20 protein-coding genes are annotated in these 18,919 nt (G+C 64.7%); 15 read left to right on the top strand and 5 right to left on the bottom strand.

Going from position 1 to position 18,919, the window contains the following annotated elements:
- Positions 1-96: 96 nt before the first annotated feature.
- Together ACIOWL_RS21075 and ACIOWL_RS21070 are read right to left on the bottom strand one after the other, a co-directional pair.
- On the bottom strand, positions 97-699 hold the full coding sequence (locus ACIOWL_RS21075; protein WP_400389926.1) for a hypothetical protein: 603 nt from the start codon (positions 697-699) through the stop codon (positions 97-99).
- A gap of 58 nt (positions 700-757) precedes the next feature.
- Positions 758-1,393, bottom strand: a complete 636-nt coding sequence (locus tag ACIOWL_RS21070) for a YitT family protein (RefSeq protein WP_400389925.1) — start codon at positions 1,391-1,393, stop codon at positions 758-760.
- A 61-nt stretch (positions 1,394-1,454) separates the two neighbouring features.
- On the opposite strand from ACIOWL_RS21070, the gene ACIOWL_RS21065 reads away from it, so the two are divergent.
- Positions 1,455-2,855, top strand: a complete 1,401-nt coding sequence (locus ACIOWL_RS21065; protein ID WP_400389924.1) for a PLP-dependent aminotransferase family protein — start codon at positions 1,455-1,457, stop codon at positions 2,853-2,855.
- Here the strand turns inward: ACIOWL_RS21065 and ACIOWL_RS21060 are convergent.
- Positions 2,852-3,472 (bottom strand): pyroglutamyl-peptidase I, encoded by a 621-nt coding sequence (locus ACIOWL_RS21060; protein ID WP_400389922.1) that lies wholly within the window; start codon positions 3,470-3,472, stop codon positions 2,852-2,854. The genes ACIOWL_RS21065 and ACIOWL_RS21060 overlap by 4 nt on opposite strands.
- An 81-nt stretch (positions 3,473-3,553) precedes the next feature.
- Here ACIOWL_RS21060 and ACIOWL_RS21055 point away from each other — a divergent pair, with 81 nt between their 5' ends.
- Entirely contained in the window at positions 3,554-4,765 is a 1,212-nt protein-coding gene (locus ACIOWL_RS21055; protein WP_400389919.1) for a DNA recombination protein RmuC, read from the top strand.
- Positions 4,766-4,819: 54 nt separating this feature from the next.
- Here ACIOWL_RS21055 and ACIOWL_RS21050 read toward each other — a convergent pair whose 3' ends face one another.
- Complete coding sequence (locus ACIOWL_RS21050; RefSeq protein ID WP_013347472.1) at positions 4,820-5,299, bottom strand: inorganic diphosphatase; 480 nt, start codon at positions 5,297-5,299, stop codon at positions 4,820-4,822.
- A 97-nt stretch (positions 5,300-5,396) separates the two neighbouring features.
- On the opposite strand from ACIOWL_RS21050, the gene ACIOWL_RS21045 reads away from it, so the two are divergent.
- The 13 genes from ACIOWL_RS21045 (at position 5,397) to panC (ending at position 17,636) form a co-directional block, all read left to right on the top strand.
- The gene (locus ACIOWL_RS21045; protein ID WP_400389916.1) at positions 5,397-6,761 is read left to right on the top strand and encodes a D-alanyl-D-alanine carboxypeptidase/D-alanyl-D-alanine-endopeptidase; all 1,365 of its coding nucleotides are present in this window, start codon (positions 5,397-5,399) and stop codon (positions 6,759-6,761) included.
- A 12-nt stretch (positions 6,762-6,773) separates the two neighbouring features.
- Positions 6,774-7,697 carry a zinc-dependent metalloprotease gene (locus tag ACIOWL_RS21040; protein WP_400389913.1) on the top strand — a complete coding sequence of 308 codons (924 nt, stop codon included), beginning with the start codon at positions 6,774-6,776 and terminating at the stop codon, positions 7,695-7,697.
- Positions 7,694-8,620 (top strand): tRNA lysidine(34) synthetase TilS, encoded by a 927-nt coding sequence (gene tilS / locus ACIOWL_RS21035; protein ID WP_400389910.1) that lies wholly within the window; start codon positions 7,694-7,696, stop codon positions 8,618-8,620. The genes ACIOWL_RS21040 and tilS overlap by 4 nt, the downstream gene beginning before the upstream one ends.
- A gap of 64 nt (positions 8,621-8,684) precedes the next feature.
- Positions 8,685-9,236 carry a hypoxanthine phosphoribosyltransferase gene (gene hpt, locus ACIOWL_RS21030; protein WP_400389908.1) on the top strand — a complete coding sequence of 184 codons (552 nt, stop codon included), beginning with the start codon at positions 8,685-8,687 and terminating at the stop codon, positions 9,234-9,236.
- A 108-nt stretch (positions 9,237-9,344) separates the two neighbouring features.
- Positions 9,345-11,270 carry an ATP-dependent zinc metalloprotease FtsH gene (gene ftsH, locus ACIOWL_RS21025; protein WP_400389905.1) on the top strand — a complete coding sequence of 642 codons (1,926 nt, stop codon included), beginning with the start codon at positions 9,345-9,347 and terminating at the stop codon, positions 11,268-11,270.
- A 9-nt stretch (positions 11,271-11,279) separates the two neighbouring features.
- Positions 11,280-11,858, top strand: a complete 579-nt coding sequence (folE, locus tag ACIOWL_RS21020; protein ID WP_400389903.1) for a GTP cyclohydrolase I FolE — start codon at positions 11,280-11,282, stop codon at positions 11,856-11,858.
- Between the two features lie 5 nt (positions 11,859-11,863).
- The gene (gene folP / locus ACIOWL_RS21015) at positions 11,864-12,766 is read left to right on the top strand and encodes a dihydropteroate synthase (protein ID WP_400389900.1); all 903 of its coding nucleotides are present in this window, start codon (positions 11,864-11,866) and stop codon (positions 12,764-12,766) included.
- Positions 12,753-13,586 carry a 2-amino-4-hydroxy-6-hydroxymethyldihydropteridine diphosphokinase gene (gene folK / locus ACIOWL_RS21010; RefSeq protein ID WP_400389898.1) on the top strand — a complete coding sequence of 278 codons (834 nt, stop codon included), beginning with the start codon at positions 12,753-12,755 and terminating at the stop codon, positions 13,584-13,586. Before folP ends, folK begins: the two co-directional genes overlap by 14 nt.
- Positions 13,583-14,056, top strand: coding sequence for a DUF3180 domain-containing protein (locus ACIOWL_RS21005; RefSeq protein WP_400389895.1), 474 nt, complete (start codon positions 13,583-13,585; stop codon positions 14,054-14,056). The genes folK and ACIOWL_RS21005 overlap by 4 nt, the downstream gene beginning before the upstream one ends.
- Entirely contained in the window at positions 14,025-14,522 is a 498-nt protein-coding gene (locus ACIOWL_RS21000; protein WP_400389892.1) for a PH domain-containing protein, read from the top strand. The genes ACIOWL_RS21005 and ACIOWL_RS21000 overlap by 32 nt, the downstream gene beginning before the upstream one ends.
- Positions 14,519-15,895, top strand: coding sequence for a PH domain-containing protein (locus ACIOWL_RS20995; RefSeq protein WP_400389889.1), 1,377 nt, complete (start codon positions 14,519-14,521; stop codon positions 15,893-15,895). The genes ACIOWL_RS21000 and ACIOWL_RS20995 overlap by 4 nt, the downstream gene beginning before the upstream one ends.
- A gap of 3 nt (positions 15,896-15,898) precedes the next feature.
- A complete protein-coding gene (locus ACIOWL_RS20990; RefSeq protein ID WP_400389886.1) occupies positions 15,899-16,765 on the top strand; it encodes a Rossmann-like and DUF2520 domain-containing protein in 867 nt (288 codons plus the stop codon).
- 4 nt (positions 16,766-16,769) lie between these two features.
- Complete coding sequence (panC, locus tag ACIOWL_RS20985; RefSeq protein WP_400389883.1) at positions 16,770-17,636, top strand: pantoate--beta-alanine ligase; 867 nt, start codon at positions 16,770-16,772, stop codon at positions 17,634-17,636.
- On the opposite strand, the gene ACIOWL_RS20980 is transcribed toward panC, so the two are convergent.
- Positions 17,633-18,589: a nitronate monooxygenase gene (locus ACIOWL_RS20980; RefSeq protein WP_400389880.1), complete on the bottom strand. Its 957-nt coding sequence runs from the start codon at positions 18,587-18,589 to the stop codon at positions 17,633-17,635. The two genes, panC and ACIOWL_RS20980, sit on opposite strands and share 4 nt — an antisense overlap.
- Positions 18,590-18,919 lie beyond the last annotated feature (330 nt).

Here is an 18,919-nt window from a genome sequence, read left to right as displayed (position 1 = left end):
CGGTGGCGTTGTTCCATTGCTTCGTACATGTGTTAATTGTACGGTGTTTGTTCGAATAAAGATTCGAATGTGGTGTTAGGATTCGCTCAAGAAAAGCTAAAGATTGTCCGCGAGTTCAAGCAGCCGGGCGATGCCCGAGCGGGCGCCGAGCTCGTCGTTGTATCCGGAGCGCAGGATCGCGGCAGATACCGCCTGCGGGGTGATGCCCAGGGTTTGGGCGACCGCTTTTTGCTGGCCTCGCACGCCCGGGGTGAGCAGGTCGACAACCGCCCATTCGGAGTCGCTGCGGGTCCGAATGGACTGCCCGAGCAGGCGAAGCAGGCCTTCCAGCTCGGCATCGAGCTCGGTGTTGCCGGTGGAGACGCAGATCGGAACCCGTTCCCCGCGGTGTTCGGCGGCGTCGAGCGCGCCCTGTGCGCGACGCAGCGCGCGGCCGTCAACCTGATCCGCCTCGGCGGGCACGGGTTCGTAGAGTCCTCCGACGCCTAACCCGATGTGGCAGAAGTTCAGCCGGGCCGTGCGCAACACGGCGTCGACCGCCGCGTCGGCGTCTTCGGGCACCCCCAGCAGCAGCTGGCCGCTGATGGCGGTGAAGGCCGCATGGGTGGAAACTTGGGCCAGTTGGTGCCACAACGCCTCCCCGGCGGCGGCGACATCGGTGACCGAGCGGGGCCGTGGGCTGAGCGCAATGACAAACATGGCTTAAGTATTACGCGCGGGCCCGAGTTTGTCGCGTATCTGCATCACATGACGGGTTTTAGTGCGCGGCGGGCAGGCGTACGCTGGCGCGCCGGAAAAACAGCTGGGTGGCTGGCCCGATCAGCAGCGCATAGGCGACGGTCCCCAGCCCGACAGGCCCGCCAAGCAGCCAGCCCAAGGCGAGTACCGTCAGTTCAAGGACGGTGCGGATCAGCCGGATCGACAGGCCGGTGCGTAAATGCAGCCCGGTCATCAGCCCGTCGCGCGGTCCGGGGCCGAAGTGGCTGCCGATGTACAGCGCGCCTCCCAGTCCATTGATCAGGATTGCGACGGCCAGCGTCAAGATTTGCCAGCCCAGCCCCTGGATGTTCGGGAGAAAACGCAGGAAGAAGTCCAGCGCCAGGCCCAAGTAGAGGGTGTTGGCCACGGTGCCCAGGCCCGGCCACTGCTTGAGCGGGATCCAGGCCAGCAATACGAGCGCGCCGACAATGATCACGATGGTCCCGAGTGAGAGCGGCACATGGTTCGCCAGACCCAGGTGGAATACATCCCAGGGGTCTACACCCAGCTGGGCGCGGATCAGCAAGGCCATGGCCAGTGCATACAGGGTGAGCCCGACAAAGAGGTTGGTCAGGCGCAAGGGCAGCCGCCCGGCGCTCAGTTGTTGGCGGGGTGTCAGGTTCGTGATGGTCATACTGACATTGTTCCGGTAAATTGGCTATGGAAAAAATAGCCAATTTCGAATGAGTGGATTCATGGGACGCATCACAGCCTTGTCGCTGGCCAGAATGCTGGGCGAAGCAGATCCGTCGCTGCCCGCCTACCGCTGGCTTTTCCTGGCCCTGCGTTCGCTGATCGCCAACGGCCGGATCCTGCATGGAACCGCCCTGCCCAGCGAAAGGGAAGCGGTGGCGGCCCTAGGGCTCAGCCGCACCACGGTGTCCCGCGCCTACGCCGAGCTGCGTGACTGCGGGTACGCCAGCTCGCGCCGCGGTTCGGGAACCGTGGCCCAACTGCCCGGAGGGCCAGCGGCCGGCGGCGCGGAACCCTTGCCGTTGGGTGGTTTTGGGCCGGCGCCGGGAAGCGCAGTGGTGGATCTGACCTGTGCGGCACCCAACGCGCCGGCCGGCATGCTGGCCGAATTTGAAAGGGCGCTGGATCAGCTGCCGCGTTATGCGGCGACGATGGGCTACTACCCCTTGGGCATCGAGCCGCTGCGCGTGGCGTTGGCCGAGTATTACACCCGGCGCGGGCTTCCCACGAGCCCGGAGCAGATGATTGTGACCTCAGGCGCGTTGTCCTCTGTGGCGGCCGCCGGGCGGGCGGTGTTGGGGCGGGGCCAAAAGGTGCTGGCCGAAACACCAACCTATCCGAACTCGTTGCTGGCGCTGAAAGCTCATGGGGCTCGGACCATCGCGGTGCCGATCGGACCGCAGGGTTCGGACCTGGAGCAGATCGCCGGGGCGCTGCGCGAGGGATCGCCGGCGGCAATGCTCTGCCTGCCGGATTTCCACAACCCGGTGGGCACCTTGCTGGATGATGCCGGGAGGCAGCGTTGGGCTGCTGAACTGGACCGGGCCTCGGTGGTGGGCATTATCGATGAGACCTGCGCCGAGCTCTGGCTGGATCAGGCCCCGCAGGTTCTGCCGATGGCCGCCCATTCGGCCAATTTGATCACCGTTGGCAGCGCCAGCAAGTCGCATTGGGGCGGATTGCGCCTGGGCTGGCTGCGCGCGCCGCGTCACCTGGTTGCGGCCCTGGCCCGGGCGCGGATGAGCATGGATCTGGGTGCTCCGGTGCTTGAGCAGTTGGTGCTGGCAAACCTGCTGACTTCAGGCAAGAGCCTGTCGGACACCACCCGCGCAACCCTGCGGGGAAACCGCGACTGGATGATCGGCGAGCTGGGCAGGATCTTGCCGGACTGGGAACCGAATAGGCCGGCCGGGGGATTGAGCCTGTGGTGCCACCTGCCCCAGCCGCGTTCAACCGCGCTGGCTCGGCGCCTGAAGTCCGTGCTGCTGGCCCCCGGGTCCACCTTTGCGGTCGAAGGCCACGGGTTGGAGCACTATATGCGCCTGCCCTTTGCCCAGGAGCGGGCCCAGTTGGAACTTGCATTGCCGGCGATCGCCGCGGCGTGGAACCAGGTGGCCCGCTAGATCTCCGCCAGCACTCGTTCGATGGCCGAGGCCAGCTGCGGCAGATCCCAGTCCGCGGCTTCCTGGTGCGTGGCCGCTGTCTTCGCATCCGTTTCCCGGCCCACCGTGGCCGCGGATCCATCCGGGCGTAGCGCCGGAACGTGGATAAAAAGTGCGGGGATTGGCTGGGCATAGGCCAAATAGGCGACGTGGTTGCAGACAAAACGTCCAGCATCCTCGGAAGGCGCGGCGGCGAATCCCGCGAGCACCAGCGAGCGGGTGATCCGCCGCGCATCAAGGCCGGGATGCAGCAGGTGCGGCCCGCCCGCAACGATCGGGGTGTGCTGCGGCTGGGCTCCGTCGTTGTCCGGGATTCGGGCGTGGTTCAGATTCACCGCGCGCAGCTCCGGGGTGATCAGCTTCCGGCCGCCGGCTTCACCCAGGCAGAGCAGCGCGTCCGGTTGTGTCTCGGCCAGCAGCTCGTTCAGTGCCTGGCCGGAACGGGTGAAGGAAACCGGCAGGATGGCGGTGGTGATTTGATTCTTGCCGAGGTGGTCGGGAAGGGCTGAAACCACGGCGTCGCTGGCGTTGAAGTTGTCGTTTCCAAACGGCTCGAAGCCGGTCACCAGAATGCGCATGGTACCCATTATGCCGAACTTGTCGGTAGCGGCTGGTAAGTATTGAGATGCTCGACCACTGGTTTCGAAGGGTGCAACCTCATGATTATCGCAGTTTTTGTCCTAGTCATACTAAATATTCTTGCAACGGTATGTATTGCCTTGTTGCTGATTCGCCGCACCTCCGGGGCGGAGGAGCAGGTGATTCGCGAGGCGGTGCGCTCAACCCACGGCGAACTTCGCCAAGACCTGAGCGCCCAGCGTGGTGAACTGCGCCAAACTCTGGGGGAAGTGCGCACGGAGATCGACACGAAGCTGGGTTCCATGGCGGAGGGGAACGCGCGCCGCCACCTGCAGCTGACCACACTCATGCAGGAGCAGATGGACAAACTGCGCGCCGGCAACGAGGCCAAGCTGGAACAAATGCGTGAAACCGTGGACGAAAAACTGCAGGGCACCCTGGAAAAGCGCCTCGGGGAGAGCTTTGAACTGGTGAGCAAACGCCTGGAAATGGTGCAGCAGGGGCTGGGCGAGATGCAGAACCTGGCACAGGACGTCGGAGGGCTCAAACGTGTGCTGACCAACGTCAAAAGCCGTGGCACCTGGGGTGAAGTGCAGTTGGGGCGTCAGCTGGAGGACATCCTGACCCAGGAGCAGTACGAGCAGAACGTCACGATTGTGCCGGGGAGCCGGGAAGCCGTCGAATTCGCGGTGATCCTGCCCGGACGAGAGGCCGGCACCATCTACCTGCCCATTGATTCCAAGTTGCCGCAAGAAGACTATGAACGGCTGCTCGACGCCCAGGAATCGGGTGACAAGGCGGCCGTTGAACAGGCCAATCGCGCACTTGACAAGGCAATCATCGAACAGGCCAAACTGATCTCCGGGAAATACATCGCTCCGCCGCACAGCACCGATTTCGCGATCATGTACCTGCCCACCGAAGGGCTGTTCGCCGAGGTGGTGCGTCGCCCGGGCCTGGCCAGCAGGTTGCAGACCGAGCACCGGGTGCTGGTCACCGGGCCAACGACGTTGATGAGCCTGCTGAACTCCTTGCAGATGGGTTTCCGGACCCTTGCCATTGAAAAACGCAGCAGCGAAGTGTGGCAGGTGCTGTCCGCGGCCAAGGACGAATTCCGCAAGTACGGCGACGTCTGGGACAAGCTGGGCAAACAACTTTCGGCGGCGCAGAACACGGTGCAGTCCGCCGGAACCCGTACCCGGGCCGTGGAGCGAACCCTGCGGGACGTGCAGAATATGGAGGTCGCGGCGAACTCCGAGGATGTGCTGCAAGGCCTTTTGCCCGACGCTTAAAACACCGGCGGCGGGGATCAATAGATCCCCGCCGCCGGTCGAGCGCAGTAAAAATTAGGCCTTGAAACGCTCGATGGAGCGTGCCAGCTCGGCCTCGGCTGCTTCGCGGCCTTCCCAGCCCTCGGCCTTGACCCACTTGCCAGGTTCCAGGTCCTTGTAGCGGGTGAAGAAGTGCTCGATCTCCTTGATCAGCCACTCGTCGATGTCCTCGAGCTCCTTGATGTGGTCAAAGCGCTTGTCGGCAGGAACACACAACAGCTTGGCATCTCCGCCGCCGTCGTCGGTCATGTTGAACACGCCGATCGGGCGAGCCTCGACAACAACACCTGGGATCAGGTCGACACCCGGGATGTAAACCATGGCGTCCAGCGGATCGCCGTCCTCGCCAAGGGTGTCATCGAAGTAGCCGTAGTGAGTTGGGTACTGCATCGAGGTGAACAGCACACGATCCAAACGCAGACGGTGGGTCTCGTGGTCGATCTCGTACTTGACGCGGGATCCGGTAGGGATCTCGATGGTCACGTCGTGGCTCATAAAAAGCACACTCCTAAACTAGTCTTAGGGTTATCCGCGCTTAAGCGTATCGCCCATTGGTACCGCCTTGATAAACCCGCGAAAGGAATCCCACCGTATGAACACTGCCGCCCGTCGTGCGATCACCTTGGGAGCGGCACTTGTTGCCGTGGTGGGCATGGTGCTGGCAATGCTGTTTGCACCGCGGTTTTTCACCGGCGAACCCGAGGCCTTCCACACCCCGGCCAGCGCCCGGCTGGCCGAAAATGCCCCAGTCACCGTGCAGGATCTCGACCCTGAAGCGCCGTTGCCGGACGCCGGGGTTTTCACCGCGCAGCTGGATGCGATCCTGTCGGATCAGCCAGATGGGACCAGCTTCACCGCACAGGTGGTGGATGTCTCTACCGACACGGTGCTTTATGACAAGAATTCAACCTCCAACGGCACCCCTGCCTCCAGTTTGAAGGTCGTGACCGCCCTGGCCGCGCTGGACGTGCTGGGGGCCGACACCCAATTGAGCACCAGCGTCTGGCTGGATGGCCAGACCCTGGTGCTGCGCGGCGGCGGGGACGTGCTGCTGGGCGACGGCGCTTCCGATGACTCGGCGGCCAAAGGGTATGCCGGGTTGGCGACCCTTGCCGAAGCCAGCGCGGCCGAGCTGGAAAAGCGGGGGATCGACTCGGTGCAGCTGTGGCTGGACGACTCGCTGTTCGACTCGGCGCAGACCAACTCCGACTGGGATCAGTCGCTGTTCACCTCCAACAACATCGCCCCGGTGTATCCGCTGGCGCACTACGCCGGCCGGGTGAGCGAAAGCCTTTCCTCCTCCTACCAGTCGGATTCGGCGCAGCAGGCGCGCGAGGTTTTCGCCGCCGCGCTGGGCTCGTCTCTCAAGGTGGCCGAAGGCGGACGCGGCATCTACGAGGGCGGCGAGCAGATCGCAGAGGTGCGCTCGGCCCCGCTGCGCGACGTGGTGAAGCACATGCTGCTGGTCTCGGATAACTACATCGCCGAAACCCTCGGCCGGCTGGTCGCCCTGGAACAGGGGCTGGCCCCGGAACAGGCCGGGTCCGCGGTCGCCGCGGTCGCCAGCACCCACGGGGCGCAGGGGCTGTCGCTGTCCGACACCAGTGGCCTGGCGGCGGTGAACCAGATCTCCCCGGCGTCGCTGACCACCGTGCTGCGCTCGGCCGCCACCAGCGACAAGGCCGGGATGCGCGAACTGATCTACTCGCTGCCGGTCGCCGGATACAGCGGCACCCTGATGCATCGGCTGGGGGGAGACACAACCTTGGGCCTGGTGCGTGCCAAAACCGGGTCATTGACCGGGGTCGCCACGCTGACCGGGATGACGCTGACCGAGGACGGCCGGCTATTGGCTTTCTCCATTTTCGCCAGCCAGCCCAACGGCACCCTTGCACCGCATAAACCAATCATTGATCAGGCGGTGACCGCGATTCGCGGTTGCGGCTGCCGGACATAGTCAGGAGCACACATGAAGCAATTCATCGACTGGGATGTTGCCGTCGGAACCGCGAAGACCCTGATGCCGGCCGGTCCTGCCATTGGCTCGCTCCAGGCGGCGCGGATCATCGAAGAGTTGCGGATCGCCGGTGGCCAGGGGCTGGTTGAAGCGGAGAAGATCTCCCAGCTGCGCTCCACCGCCCCGGCCCAGACCCTGGTGGTGGACCGGGCCGGGTGGGCGCAGGCGGTGAGCCAGAATTTCGCGGCGATGCTTCCCGAAGGGATCGATGCACCCGGCGCGGTGCCGGTGCTGGCCGGAGCCGAACTCGGCGCGGTGCTGGCGGTGCTTGGAACGCGCGTGCTGGGGCAGTTCGACCCGTTTGTCGGCCCGCGGCTGTTGCTTAATGCGCCGACCATTACGCAGCTGCGCGGGGAGATGAACCTGAACGCCAAGGATTTTTACCTCTGGATCGCCACGCACGAGCAAACCCACCGGCTGCAGTTTGAGCATGCCCCGTGGATTCCCGGGGTCATGAAACAGACCCTGGCCCAGGTCTTCGAGCCGCTGGCCGGAAGCACGCACTCGTTCAACGACCTAGGCTCCCGGCTCAAGGACATGAAGTCTGAGGTCAGCGAGTTGACCAGCATCATGTCGGTGCTGGAGGGGCATGCCATGGTGGTGATGAACGATGTGAAATCCATCCGCACCATCAAAACCATTCGCCGTCGTTTTGAGGCGCGCGGCGAAAACCGTTCGGCGCTGGCCACCCTGCTCGGAAAACTGCTGGGGATGGATGCCAAGGCCCTGCAGTACAAACGCGGCGCGAAGTTCGTGCGCCACCTGGTGGATCAGGTCGGTTACGAAGGTTTCAACCCGATCTTCTCCCAGCGCGAGCTGTTCCCCAGTGCGCAGGAGCTGGATCATCCCGAACGCTGGTTGGCTCGCACCCGATGAGCCGAGCCATCGACCGCGCCCGCACCGCGGTGGCGGCCATGGCCGCCCCGGGGCTGAATCTGCTGGCCGTTTCCGGAGGCGCGGATTCGCTGGCCTTGGCCGTTGCCGCCAGCCAATTGCGCGGGGAGTTCGGCGCGGTCATCGTCGATCACGGGCTGCAGGACAACAGCGCCCAGGTCGCCCAGCGTGCCGCCGGGCAATGCCGCGACCTGGGGTTGGCACCGGTACTGGTGCGCCGGGTGGATACCCGCTCCGATGAGGCCTCGGCCCGCGCCGCCCGCTACAAGGCCTTTGAGAAGGTGCGCCAATCCACCGGGGCGCAGCGGATTTTGCTCGGCCATACCCGCGACGACCAGGCCGAACAGGTGCTGCTGGGGTTGCTGCGCGGCTCGGGGACCCGGTCATTGGCCGGCATCCCGGCGGTGCGCGGGGTGTTCGCCCGCCCGTTGCTCGAACTGACCCGGAAGGATACCGAGCAGATCTGCGCGGCGGCCGGGCTTGAGTACTGGGAGGACCCGAGCAACGCGGATACCAGCTATCGCCGGAATCTGGTGCGCCAACAGATCCTGCCGTTTTTGAGCCATGCCCTGGGCGAGCATATTCCGCAGGCGCTGGCGCGCACCGCGCAGCTGGCGGCCCAAGACGCGCAGGCGCTGGAGCAGTGGGCCCAGCAGGCCTGGGAGGAACACGGGGTGAACCTCGCGGCGCTGGCCGCCCTGCCGCCGGCGGTCGCCTCCCGGGTGCTGCGTTTGGCGGCCGTTGACGCGGGGGCGAAAAACGTTGGCCAAGAGCGAACAGCGGCCCTGTGCGCGTTGGCCGGAATCGGTGTGGAAAAGTCGAAATCGGCCGGGCCGGTGCAGTTGGACGGGAAAATCAGCGCCTATCGGCGCAGCCCGGTGATTGTTTTCACCGACTCACGCTAAGCAAGCACCCGCTAAATGTGGCACTCTAGGTAGGTACCACACCTCTAGAATCAGGAGAACCTTCGTGGATTCCAATGCCGTCAAGGCCGATCTGGCACACGTTCTGTACACCAAAGAAGAGATCCAGACCCGCGTCGAAGAACTGGCGGCGCAGATCGACACGGACTACCAGGGACGCGACATTCTTGTTGTCGGTGTGCTCAAGGGCGCGGTCATGATCATGGCCGACCTGGTGCGTGCGCTGAATTCCCACGTCACCATGGACTGGATGGCGGTGTCCTCCTACGGTTCGGGAACCCAGTCCTCCGGTGTGGTGCGCATCTTGAAGGACCTGGACTCGGACCTCATGGGCAAGCACGTGCTGATCGTCGAGGACATCATCGACTCCGGGCTGACCCTGTCCTGGCTCAAGGCGAACCTTGAATCGCGCGGCCCGGCCAGTGTTGAGATCTGCGCGCTGCTGCGCAAGCCAGAGGCAGCCAAGGTGGAAATCGACGTGAAGTACGTGGGAATGGACATCCCCAAAGAATTTGTGGTCGGCTACGGCCTGGACTACGCGGAGAAGTACCGCAATTTGGATTGCGTGGGCACCCTTGCCCCGCACATCTACGAGTAGGGAACTTTTTGCGCCGCTCGGGCGTTGACAAAGAATCGAAGGTGGCGTGCCCCGGACGCCATGACAGCGGGTGAGGGAGATGCGTAGGGCGCGGGACCTGGCGGATCAATGAAAACAAAGAAGCTTTTTAACAGCTGGATCATTTGGGTTCTCGTGGGTGTCGTGGCCGTCGTGCTGTTCCTGCCGATGGTTTTCGGCAATAACACGGCGAAGATCGACACCTCGCAGGGACTGCACGAGCTGTCCAGCGGCAACGTGGCTCAAGCCAAGATCTTCGATGGCGACCAGCGGGTAGACCTGACGCTGCGCAACGCGCTGACCGTCGAAGGTGTGGAGAAGGGCACCAACGTCAGCTTCTTCTACTCCTCGGCCCGCGCCGAGCAGGTGGTCGACGCGATCAACGGCGCCAACCTGGATAAGTTCACCGACCAGCCGGTTGAAAGCAACTGGTTGCTGTCGATGCTCGGCGTCATCGTCCCGTTTTTGCTGATCGCCGGTATTTTCTGGTTTATCCTCGCCCGTTCCCAGGGCGGCGGCTCCAAGGTGATGCAGTTCGGCAAGTCCAAGGCCAAGCTGATCACCAAGGACATGCCGCAGGTGACGTTCAAGGACGTCGCCGGCGCCGACGAGGCCGTGGAGGAGCTCCACGAAATCAAGGAGTTCTTGCAGGAGCCTGCCAAGTTCCAGGCCGTGGGCGCCAAGATCCCCAAGGGTGTGCTGCTCTACGGCCCTCCGGGTACCGGCAAGACCCTGCTCGCCAAGGCAGTGGCCGGCGAGGCCCAGGTGCCGTTCTACTCGATTTCCGGTTCGGACTTCGTTGAGATGTTTGTCGGTGTGGGCGCCTCGCGTGTGCGCGATTTGTTCGAGCAGGCGAAAAACAACTCCCCGGCCATCATCTTCGTCGACGAGATCGACGCGGTGGGCCGCCACCGCGGCGCCGGCATCGGCGGCGGAAACGACGAGCGCGAGCAGACGCTGAACCAGCTGCTGGTGGAAATGGACGGCTTCGACGCCTCCACCAACGTCATCCTGATCGCCGCGACCAACCGCCCGGACGTACTGGATCCGGCGCTGCTGCGCCCGGGCCGTTTCGACCGCCAGATCCCGGTTGAAGCACCGGATTTGAAGGGCCGCGAAGATATCCTGAAGGTCCACGTCAAGGGCAAGCCGATGGATGCCACGGTGGACTTGAACGCGGTCGCCAAGAAGACCCCGGGCTACACCGGTGCCGACCTGGCCAACGTGCTCAACGAGGCCGCGCTGCTCACCGCGCGCTCCAACGCCAACCTGATCGACGATCGGGCGCTGGATGAGGCGATCGACCGCGTGATGGCCGGCCCGCAGAAGCGCACCCGGCTGATGGACGAGCACGAGCGCAAGGTCACCGCCTACCACGAGGGCGGCCACGCCCTGGTGGCGGCGGCCATGAACCAGACCGCGCCGGTCACCAAGATCACCATCCTGCCGCGCGGGCGCGCGCTGGGTTACACCATGGTGGTGCCGGAGTCGGACAAGTACTCGGTGACCCGCAATGAGCTGCTGGACCAGATGGCCTACGCCATGGGCGGGCGTGTGGCGGAGGAGATCGTGTTCCACGACCCGTCCACCGGCGCGTCGAACGACATCGAGAAGGCCACCGCCACCGCGCGCAAGATGGTCACCGAATACGGCATGAGCGAAAAGGTGGGCGCGGTGCGCCTGGCCGGCTCCGCCGCGGAGCAGCAGATGGGCGGCGCCTCGCGGGAGTACTCGGATGAGATGGCCCACCTGGTGGATGAGGAGGTGCGCCAGCTGATCGAGGGTGCGCACAACGACGCCTACTGGGCGCTGACCACCAACCGCCACGTGCTGGACCGCCTGGCCCTGGCCCTGCTTGAACGCGAAACGCTGAACCAGAAGGAAATCGCGGAGCTCTTCTCCGACCTGGTGAAGATCGACAAGCGCGAGGTATGGCTGTCCAACGACGAGCGCCCGGTGCATCCAGAAGGCCCGGTGTTAAGCCCCAAGGAGCGCGCCGCGCAATCGACCGACTAGGATCGAAGCGTGAGTGAAGAAAATCTGATTGACCAGCCGCGCATCGCGGCGGCCGTGCGCGAGATTCTGCTGGCCATCGGCGAGGACCCCGACCGCGACGGCCTGCAGGACACCCCCAAGCGGGTGGCCAAGGCCTACGCAGAGTTTTTCGCCGGGCTGCACCAGGGCCCCGAGGAGCACCTGTCCACCACCTTCGACATCGAGCACGATGAGATGGTGCTGGTGAAGGACATCGCGTTCTACTCGACCTGCGAGCACCACCTGGTTCCGTTCTACGGCCGGGCGCACATCGGGTACATCCCGGGCAAGGGCGGGAAGGTCACCGGCCTGTCCAAGCTGGCCCGGCTGGTGGAGGTTTTCGCCCGCCGCCCGCAGGTGCAGGAACGGCTGACCACCCAGATCGTGGACGCGCTGGTCGAGCACCTGAACCCCTCCGGCGCGATCGTTGTGGTCGAATGCGAACACATGTGTATGTCGATGCGCGGGGTGCAGAAACCCGGCGCGAAAACCGTGACCAGCGCGGTGCGCGGCCAGCTGCGCGAAACCGCCACCCGCGCCGAAGCAATGAGCCTGATTCTCGGAAGGTAACTGACATGTCTCTAGGAGCAATCCCCGGCACCGGTCCGGCCACCAGCCCGCTGACCGTGATCCGCAAGATCAAGCAGAAAACGTTCGCCGACCTGCCCACCGACCGCACCTTGGTGATGGGCATCCTGAACGTCACCGAGGACTCGTTCTCCGACGGGGGCGCCTACCTGCAGCGCGAAGCGGCCATCGAACAGGGCCTGAAGCTGCTGTACTCCGGGGCGGACATCATCGACGTGGGCGGGGAATCCACCCGTCCCGGCGCGGCGGAGATCGACCCGGGCCTGGAGCAGGAACGGATCTTGCCGGTGATCGCCGCGCTGGTCAAGGCCGGGGCCGTGGTGTCGGTGGACACCATGCACGTGGCCACCGCGCGGGCGGCCATCGCCGCCGGCGCGCACCTGATCAACGACGTCTCCGGGCTGACCCATGAGCCCGGGATGCCGGAACTGATTGCCCACACCGGCGTGCCTTATGTGCTGATGCACCGCCGCGGCACCGCGCAGAACATGGTCACCCAGGCCAACTACCAGGATGTGGTGGCGGAGGTGGTGGCCGAGATCCGGGCGCTGCGTGATGATTTTGTGGCGCGCGGGGTCAAGCCGGAGCAGATCATCGTGGATCCGGGGCTCGGGTTCGCCAAGGACGCGGAGCACAACTGGGAGCTGCTGAAAAACCTGCAGGCGTTCACCGACCTGGGGCACCGGGTGCTGGTGGGCACCAGCCGCAAACGTTTCCTGGGCGAGCTGCTGGCCGAGGCCGGCGCCAGCCGCGAACCGCTGGGCCGCGATGCGGCGACGCTGGCCACCACAGTGCTGGCGGGAACCGACGGGGCTTGGGCGGTGCGCGTGCACGACGTGCAGGGATCACGCGACGCCCTGAAAGTTGTGAAAGCCCATGGATCGAATTAGCATTTCCGGGATTTCCGCCACCGGTTACCACGGCGTTTTCGACTTTGAAAAACGCGACGGGCAGACATTTGTGATCGACGTTGAGCTGCAGGTGGATCTCTCCCGGGCGGCGGTGAGCGACAACGTGCTGGACACCGTGCACTACGGAGAGGTCAGCGAGCTGGTGGTGGCCCAGATCCAGGCGGGTCCCTGGGACCTGATTGAGAAATTGGGCAGCGAAATCGCCGACGCCATCCTGGCCGCCTACCCCAGTGTCGCCACCGTCCAGGTGGTGGTGCACAAGCCGCAGGCTCCCATCCCGGTGCCGTTCAGCGACGTGAGCATTACCCTGACCCGCCACCAGCGCCAGCACACCGCGGTCATCGCCTTGGGCGCCAACCTGGGCGACCCGCAGGCCACGTTGGCCGCCGCGGTCAAGGAGCTCGGCGCGCAGCTTGAGATCCTGGATCTCTCCCCGCTGGCGGTGACCAAACCCGTGGGCGGCCCGCCGGACCAGCCCGATTACACCAACCAGGTGATCCAGGTGCGCACCCGGCTTTCCCCGCACGAGCTGCTTGATTTATGCCAGCAGATCGAGGCGGCGCACCACCGCACCCGCGAGGTGCGCTGGGAAGCGCGCACCCTGGATCTGGACATCATCACCTACGACCACCTGGTGCTGGACGACGCACGGCTGACGCTGCCGCACCCGCGGGCCGCGATCCGCGGTTTTGTGCTGGCCCCGTGGAGCTGGATGGATCCGGACGCGGTGCTCGAGGGGCAGCTGGTCTCCCGTTTGGCCGCGGCGGCCGCTGACACCAAGGACATCATCCGGTTATGACCCGGCTGAAGGTTCTCCCGCTGCTGTGGTGCATGCTCGCCGGGGCGGTGCTCGGCTGGGTGGCGCTGCAGTTGTTTGTGGCGGCCGGCCGCTCGACCCCGGTGCTGGACTACACCGCGCTGTATTCGCTGGGTGCGGTGTGCGCGGTGGTGCTTTTCCTGGGGATCCGGGTGAAGCGCTCAAGTGCGGGCAAATCGCATTTCGACCCGATCGCCGCGGCACGCACCCTGGTCTTGGCCCAAGCATCGGCCTATGCCGGGGCGCTGATCACCGGGTGGCACCTGCCGGCGCTGCTCAGCCTCTGGGTGAATACCGGGGCCTCGCCGAGTTTGACACGCGCCGTGGTGCTCGCCTCGGCTGGCCTGTTCATGGTGGTCATCGGGTATATTGTGCAGCATCTTTGCAAACTTCCACCCGAAGATCCGGAGGATACTGCCGATGGAATCACCGACGGAACGGTCACCGAATAACTTCCAGCCGGTCGCGCCCGAATACTACCGGGTGAAGCTGATCAGCTGGGCGCTGAATACCGCGATCTACCTGCTGATCGCGCTGGTCCCGTTGATCCTGAAGCTGTTCACGATCAACGTCCCGCTGTGGCTGATCCTCGCCCCGCCGCTGCTGGTGGCGCTGATCGCGCTGCTGGTGCTGCGTCTGCTGCGCCGCCGGATCCGCGCGCTGGGTTATGCCGAACGCGCCGAGGACCTGATGGTGCGCTCCGGGGTCATGTGGCGCAAACAGCTGGTCATCCCCTACGGGCGGATGCAATACGTGGAAGTCACCAGCGGCCCCTTGGAGCGCCGCTACGGGCTGTGCAAGCTGACGCTGAACACCGCCGCCGGCTCGGCGACCGCGGTGATCCCGGGCCTGTACGAGGCGACCGGCCAGGAACTGCGCGAACGTTTGAGCGCCGCCGGCGAAGCGAAAATGTTATGACCGAGCAATGGCAGCGGGTCCATCCGGCCAGCCCCTTTGTGCGCGGCTGGGTGGCCGTGGTGGGCCTGGCCTACATCTACTGGCAGAACACCAACGAGCTCAGCTTGGCCGAGCGTTTCAGTGGTGAACGGTTGCGCTGGACCGTGGTGATCGGTGCCGGTGCGCTGCTGGCGGTGCTCATTTTTTACGCGCTGTCCTGGTACTTCACCCGGTACCGGATCACCGCGACGCACGTGTACGTGAACTCCGGGATGATTTTCCGCAGCCAGAAGCAGGCGCGGATTCAAAATGTCCAAGGTATCGAGGTGGCCCAACCGCTGGTCGCCAGGCTGCTGGGTCTGGCAGAACTGCACTTCGACGTGGCCGACGGCAGCGAATCCGTGCTGCGGCTCTCCTTTTTGCGCAAGGCCCAAGCCCAGGAACTCCGGGCGCTGATTCTGGACCTGGCGCAAGGGGTGGACCCGGGCGCAGTACCCGCCGGCGAGGTGCCCCAGAACGAAGCGGCGCAGCGTGCCCAAGCGCCGGCCGCCGAGGTTCTCACGGCCAAGGTGCCGCACGGCAGGCTGCTTGCCTCCTTGTTCCTGCGTATGCCGACCATCATCGGGGTGCTCAGCGCGTTGACCCTGGGAATCCTGGCCCTGAATGGGGTTCAGGGTGTGGTGGCCGGCCTGATCCCGGCCCTGCTGGGTTTCGGCGGCTGGTTCTACAAGGAGCTGAATAGCTCCTGGAACTTCAGCGCCGCCGCCACGGACACCGGGCTGCGGGTCAGCAGCGGGTTGGCCGATACCCGGCAACAGTCGATTCCCGCCGGGCGGGTGCAGTCGATCCAGATCAGCTCCCCGGCGCTGTGGCGGCTGCTCGGCTGGTACCGGGTGGAGGTCAACGCCCTGGGTGTCGGCTCGCAGGAGGACGCACAGAACCTGCTGGTGCTGCCGGTGGGAGATTTTGAAGCGGTCAGCCGCGTGATGGGGATCCTGCTGCCGGATCTCGGGGTCCAGAACCAGCGCGAGGTGTTGTTCACCGCCGTGAATTCCGGCGCGGAGCACGGGTTCGTCGTTTCACCTCCCCGGGCCAAACTATTCTCCCCGGGCGCGTGGAAAAACCAGGGTTTTCTGGTCACGGACACCACGGTGATCGCCCGCTACGGCTGGCTTGGCCGGGTGACCGCCTTCACCGCCCACAACCGGGTGCAGGGAATGACCCTGCAGCAGGGTCCGCTGGAACGCCGGCGGAAGTTGGCCGGGGTACGGATTTACAGCGCCGGGGGGACCGTCACCGGTTACCTCCAGCAGGTCGATGCCCAAATCGCTGGTAAGTTTTTTGAGGAACAATCCCGCCGCATCACCGGCGGTCAGGATCTTCGCGGAAGGTAGGACGTGGACGCACCACGCTTGGGAATCGGCATCATCTCTGCTGGCAAGGTCGGCACGGTGCTCGGCGCCGCGCTGGCCGCCAGCGGGCACCGGATCACCGGCATCCATGCGGTGTCGCAGGATTCAAGGGACCGCGCCGACGCGTTGCTGCCCGGGGTGCAGATCCTGGACCCGGCAGAAATCCTGCGGCGCAGCGAGCTGGTGCTCTTCGCGGTCCCGGATGATGTGCTCGGTGAATTGGTTGCCGGGCTCGCCGCCGCCGGGCACTTCATCAACGGCCAACTCATAGCCCATACCGCCGGACGTTACGGCACAGGAATTTTGCAGCCGGCCATTGACGCCGGCGCCTTCGGCCTGGCAATCCACCCGGCAATGACCTTCACCGGGATGAGCATGGATCTGCAGCGGCTGACCGACTGCGTTTTTGCGGTCACCGCTGATGAGGTCATGTTGCCGGTGGCCCAGGCGCTGGTGGTGGAAATGCGCGGTGAGCCGGTGGTGATCGCGGAAGCGGACCGGGTCAGCTACCACGCGGCCCTGGCCCATGCGGCAAACCACCTGAACACCATCACCGCGCAGTCGGCCGACATCCTGCGCCGGATAGGGGTTGAGGAGCCGTCCAATACGCTGCGCGCGCTGATGAACGCGAGTTTGGATAATGCGTTGCGCTCCGGGGCCGGGGCGCTGACCGGGCCGGTGGCCCGCGGGGACATCGGGACCGTTCGGGCGCACCTCGGCGCGCTGGAAGCCGATCCGCCGGAGACCAACGAAAGTTATCGCAGCCTCTCGCGGGCCACCGCGCTGCGCGCCGCCTCCCAGGGCCTGATCTCGCCGGCGACGCTTGAAGAGCTGCTGCGAGTTCTAGAATAAGAGGGTGAAAACCCCAAAAATCGTTAAGACCCGCAGTGAACTCAAGGAAGCCATCGCCCAGGCCAATCCAGGCTCGTTGGGTTTTGTCCCGACCATGGGAGCCCTGCATGAAGGGCACGCGTCGCTGTTCAAGGCCGCCCGCGAGGAAAACGAGCTGGTGGTGATCTCGGTTTTTGTGAACGAGCTGCAGTTCAACGACGCCGCCGACTACGCCAAGTACCCGCGCACCCTTGACGCCGACGTCCAGGTGGCCGCGGGAGCGGGGGTGGACATTGTGTTCGCGCCGCCGGTCGAGGAGATCTACCATGCCGGCCTGCCGCTGGTGCGGTTGAATTCCGGCGCGCTGGGTGACATGTATGAGGGCGCCTCCCGCCCCGGGCATTTTGACGGAATGCTGGCGGTTGTCGCTAAACTTCTGCACCTGGCCGATCCGCGCCAGGGTGAGTACCGGGCCTACTTCGGGCAGAAGGATGCCCAGCAGGTGGTGCTGATCCGCCGGATGATCGCCGACCTCGACTACGCGGTGCAACTGCGTTCGGTGCCGATCGTGCGCAGCGAGAAGGGCTTGGCGCTCTCCAGCCGGAACTCGCAGCTTGGCGATGAAGGCCTGGAGGCGGCCTTGGTGCTGCATCGGGCGATCTCTTTGATCGCGGGGCGGGCTGCCCGCAACGAGCCGCTGCACCTGGAGGATGCCATCGGCATGTTCCAGATGGAACCGTTGGCGGAACTTGACTACTTTGTGGTGGTGAACCCGGATAACCTGCAGGAGCTGGCGTTCAACTGCCAGGACACTCCCTTCACCGGGCAGGCGCTGATCCTGGTCGCCGCCACGGTAGCCGGCGTCCGGCTGATCGACAACCAGCCAATCTAGGCGAACCGGGCCGCGGCTTCCTGCAGAATCCGGCGGAAGCCGCTCAGCTCGGCCAGCACCTCGGCGCAGGATTCCTCGCGGCGGACAAACTCGGCGGCCTCGCCGGCGTAGACCGGAGCCATGGAAATATCTGCCTCGGCGCGGGCGCGGATCATCTGTTCGCGCAGCTTCTCGGTGGCCTGCAAGGAGTCGATCGCCTCGGCGTACCGGTTGCTGAAGGAGTTGCGCAGGGCCCGTCCGCCGTACTCGGGAGCCCAGTCAAGCTGCTGGGCGATGTCGAAGGCGCGGGTGTAGACCGTATCGTCGAGTCCCGAGGCGCGCACCGCGGCTTTCAGGTTCTCATGTCCGCTGGCTTCCTTGGTGGCCAGGAACCGGGTGCCGATCCACGCGGCTTCGGCACCAGCGGCCAATACCGCGGCCACACCGCCAGCCGTCCCGATTCCTCCGGCGGCAACCACCGGTTTCTGATGCTGTGTGCAGGCAAGCTGCAACAGCGGCAGGGTGCCGCTTTCATTGCGGCCGTGCCCGCCGCCCTCGCCGCCGCGGGCGATGATGATGTCGATATCGTTGTGCATCGCCCGGTCCAGGTCCGCGGCATTGCCGATCTGCATCGCGGTCATGACACCGGCTTCGTGGGCCAGTGCGGCCGCCCGGGTGACATCGCCGAAGCTGATGACAATCAGTGAGGGGTTGTACTGGAGGAAAGATTCAAGCGGGCTCAGGTCTGCTTCCAGGGCCCACCCCATGAAGCCAACACCCCAAGGCGAATCAAGCTCGGCGACGTGAGCGGCTTGGGCGCTGATCCAGTCTGCGGTGGGGGTTGGGGCGACACCTATCATTCCCACACCACCCGCGGCGCTGACCGCGGCGGCCATGGCTCCGCCGGCGGCGCCTGCCATAGAAGCATTAAAGATTGGTTCACTGTAGCCAAGCAGGTTCTTCAGGTCGCTCATAAGCTCAGACTAGAGCAGATTGAAGAGTGTGACCTAGAACTCCGCCCCTCGATTTGAAACATCCCAAAAGTGTATGTATAGTTTTTATCTGTTGCCGCAAGGGAAACAGCGAGAAATACACGAGCTGTTCATGCGGTGGCCGAAACATTTTCACTTGAAGATTTCGACCGATTTTGATCGGCTCACGAAGTCTGGTAAGCTTGAAAAGTTGCTCCGGAGCGAAGCAGTCAAACGAAATGTTTGGTTGTGGTGTCGTGAGTGTTTGTTGTTTGAGAACTCAATAGTGTGCCAAGTTTGTTGATACCAAATTATTTTTTGTTTGGTGAATAC

This window comes from Glutamicibacter sp. NPDC087344, from assembly GCF_044744225.1.
In the GTDB taxonomy this organism is placed as follows: domain Bacteria; phylum Actinomycetota; class Actinomycetes; order Actinomycetales; family Micrococcaceae; genus Glutamicibacter.
Note: the sequence above shows the minus strand (reverse complement) of the source record. Positions and strands in the feature narration are given on the sequence as shown.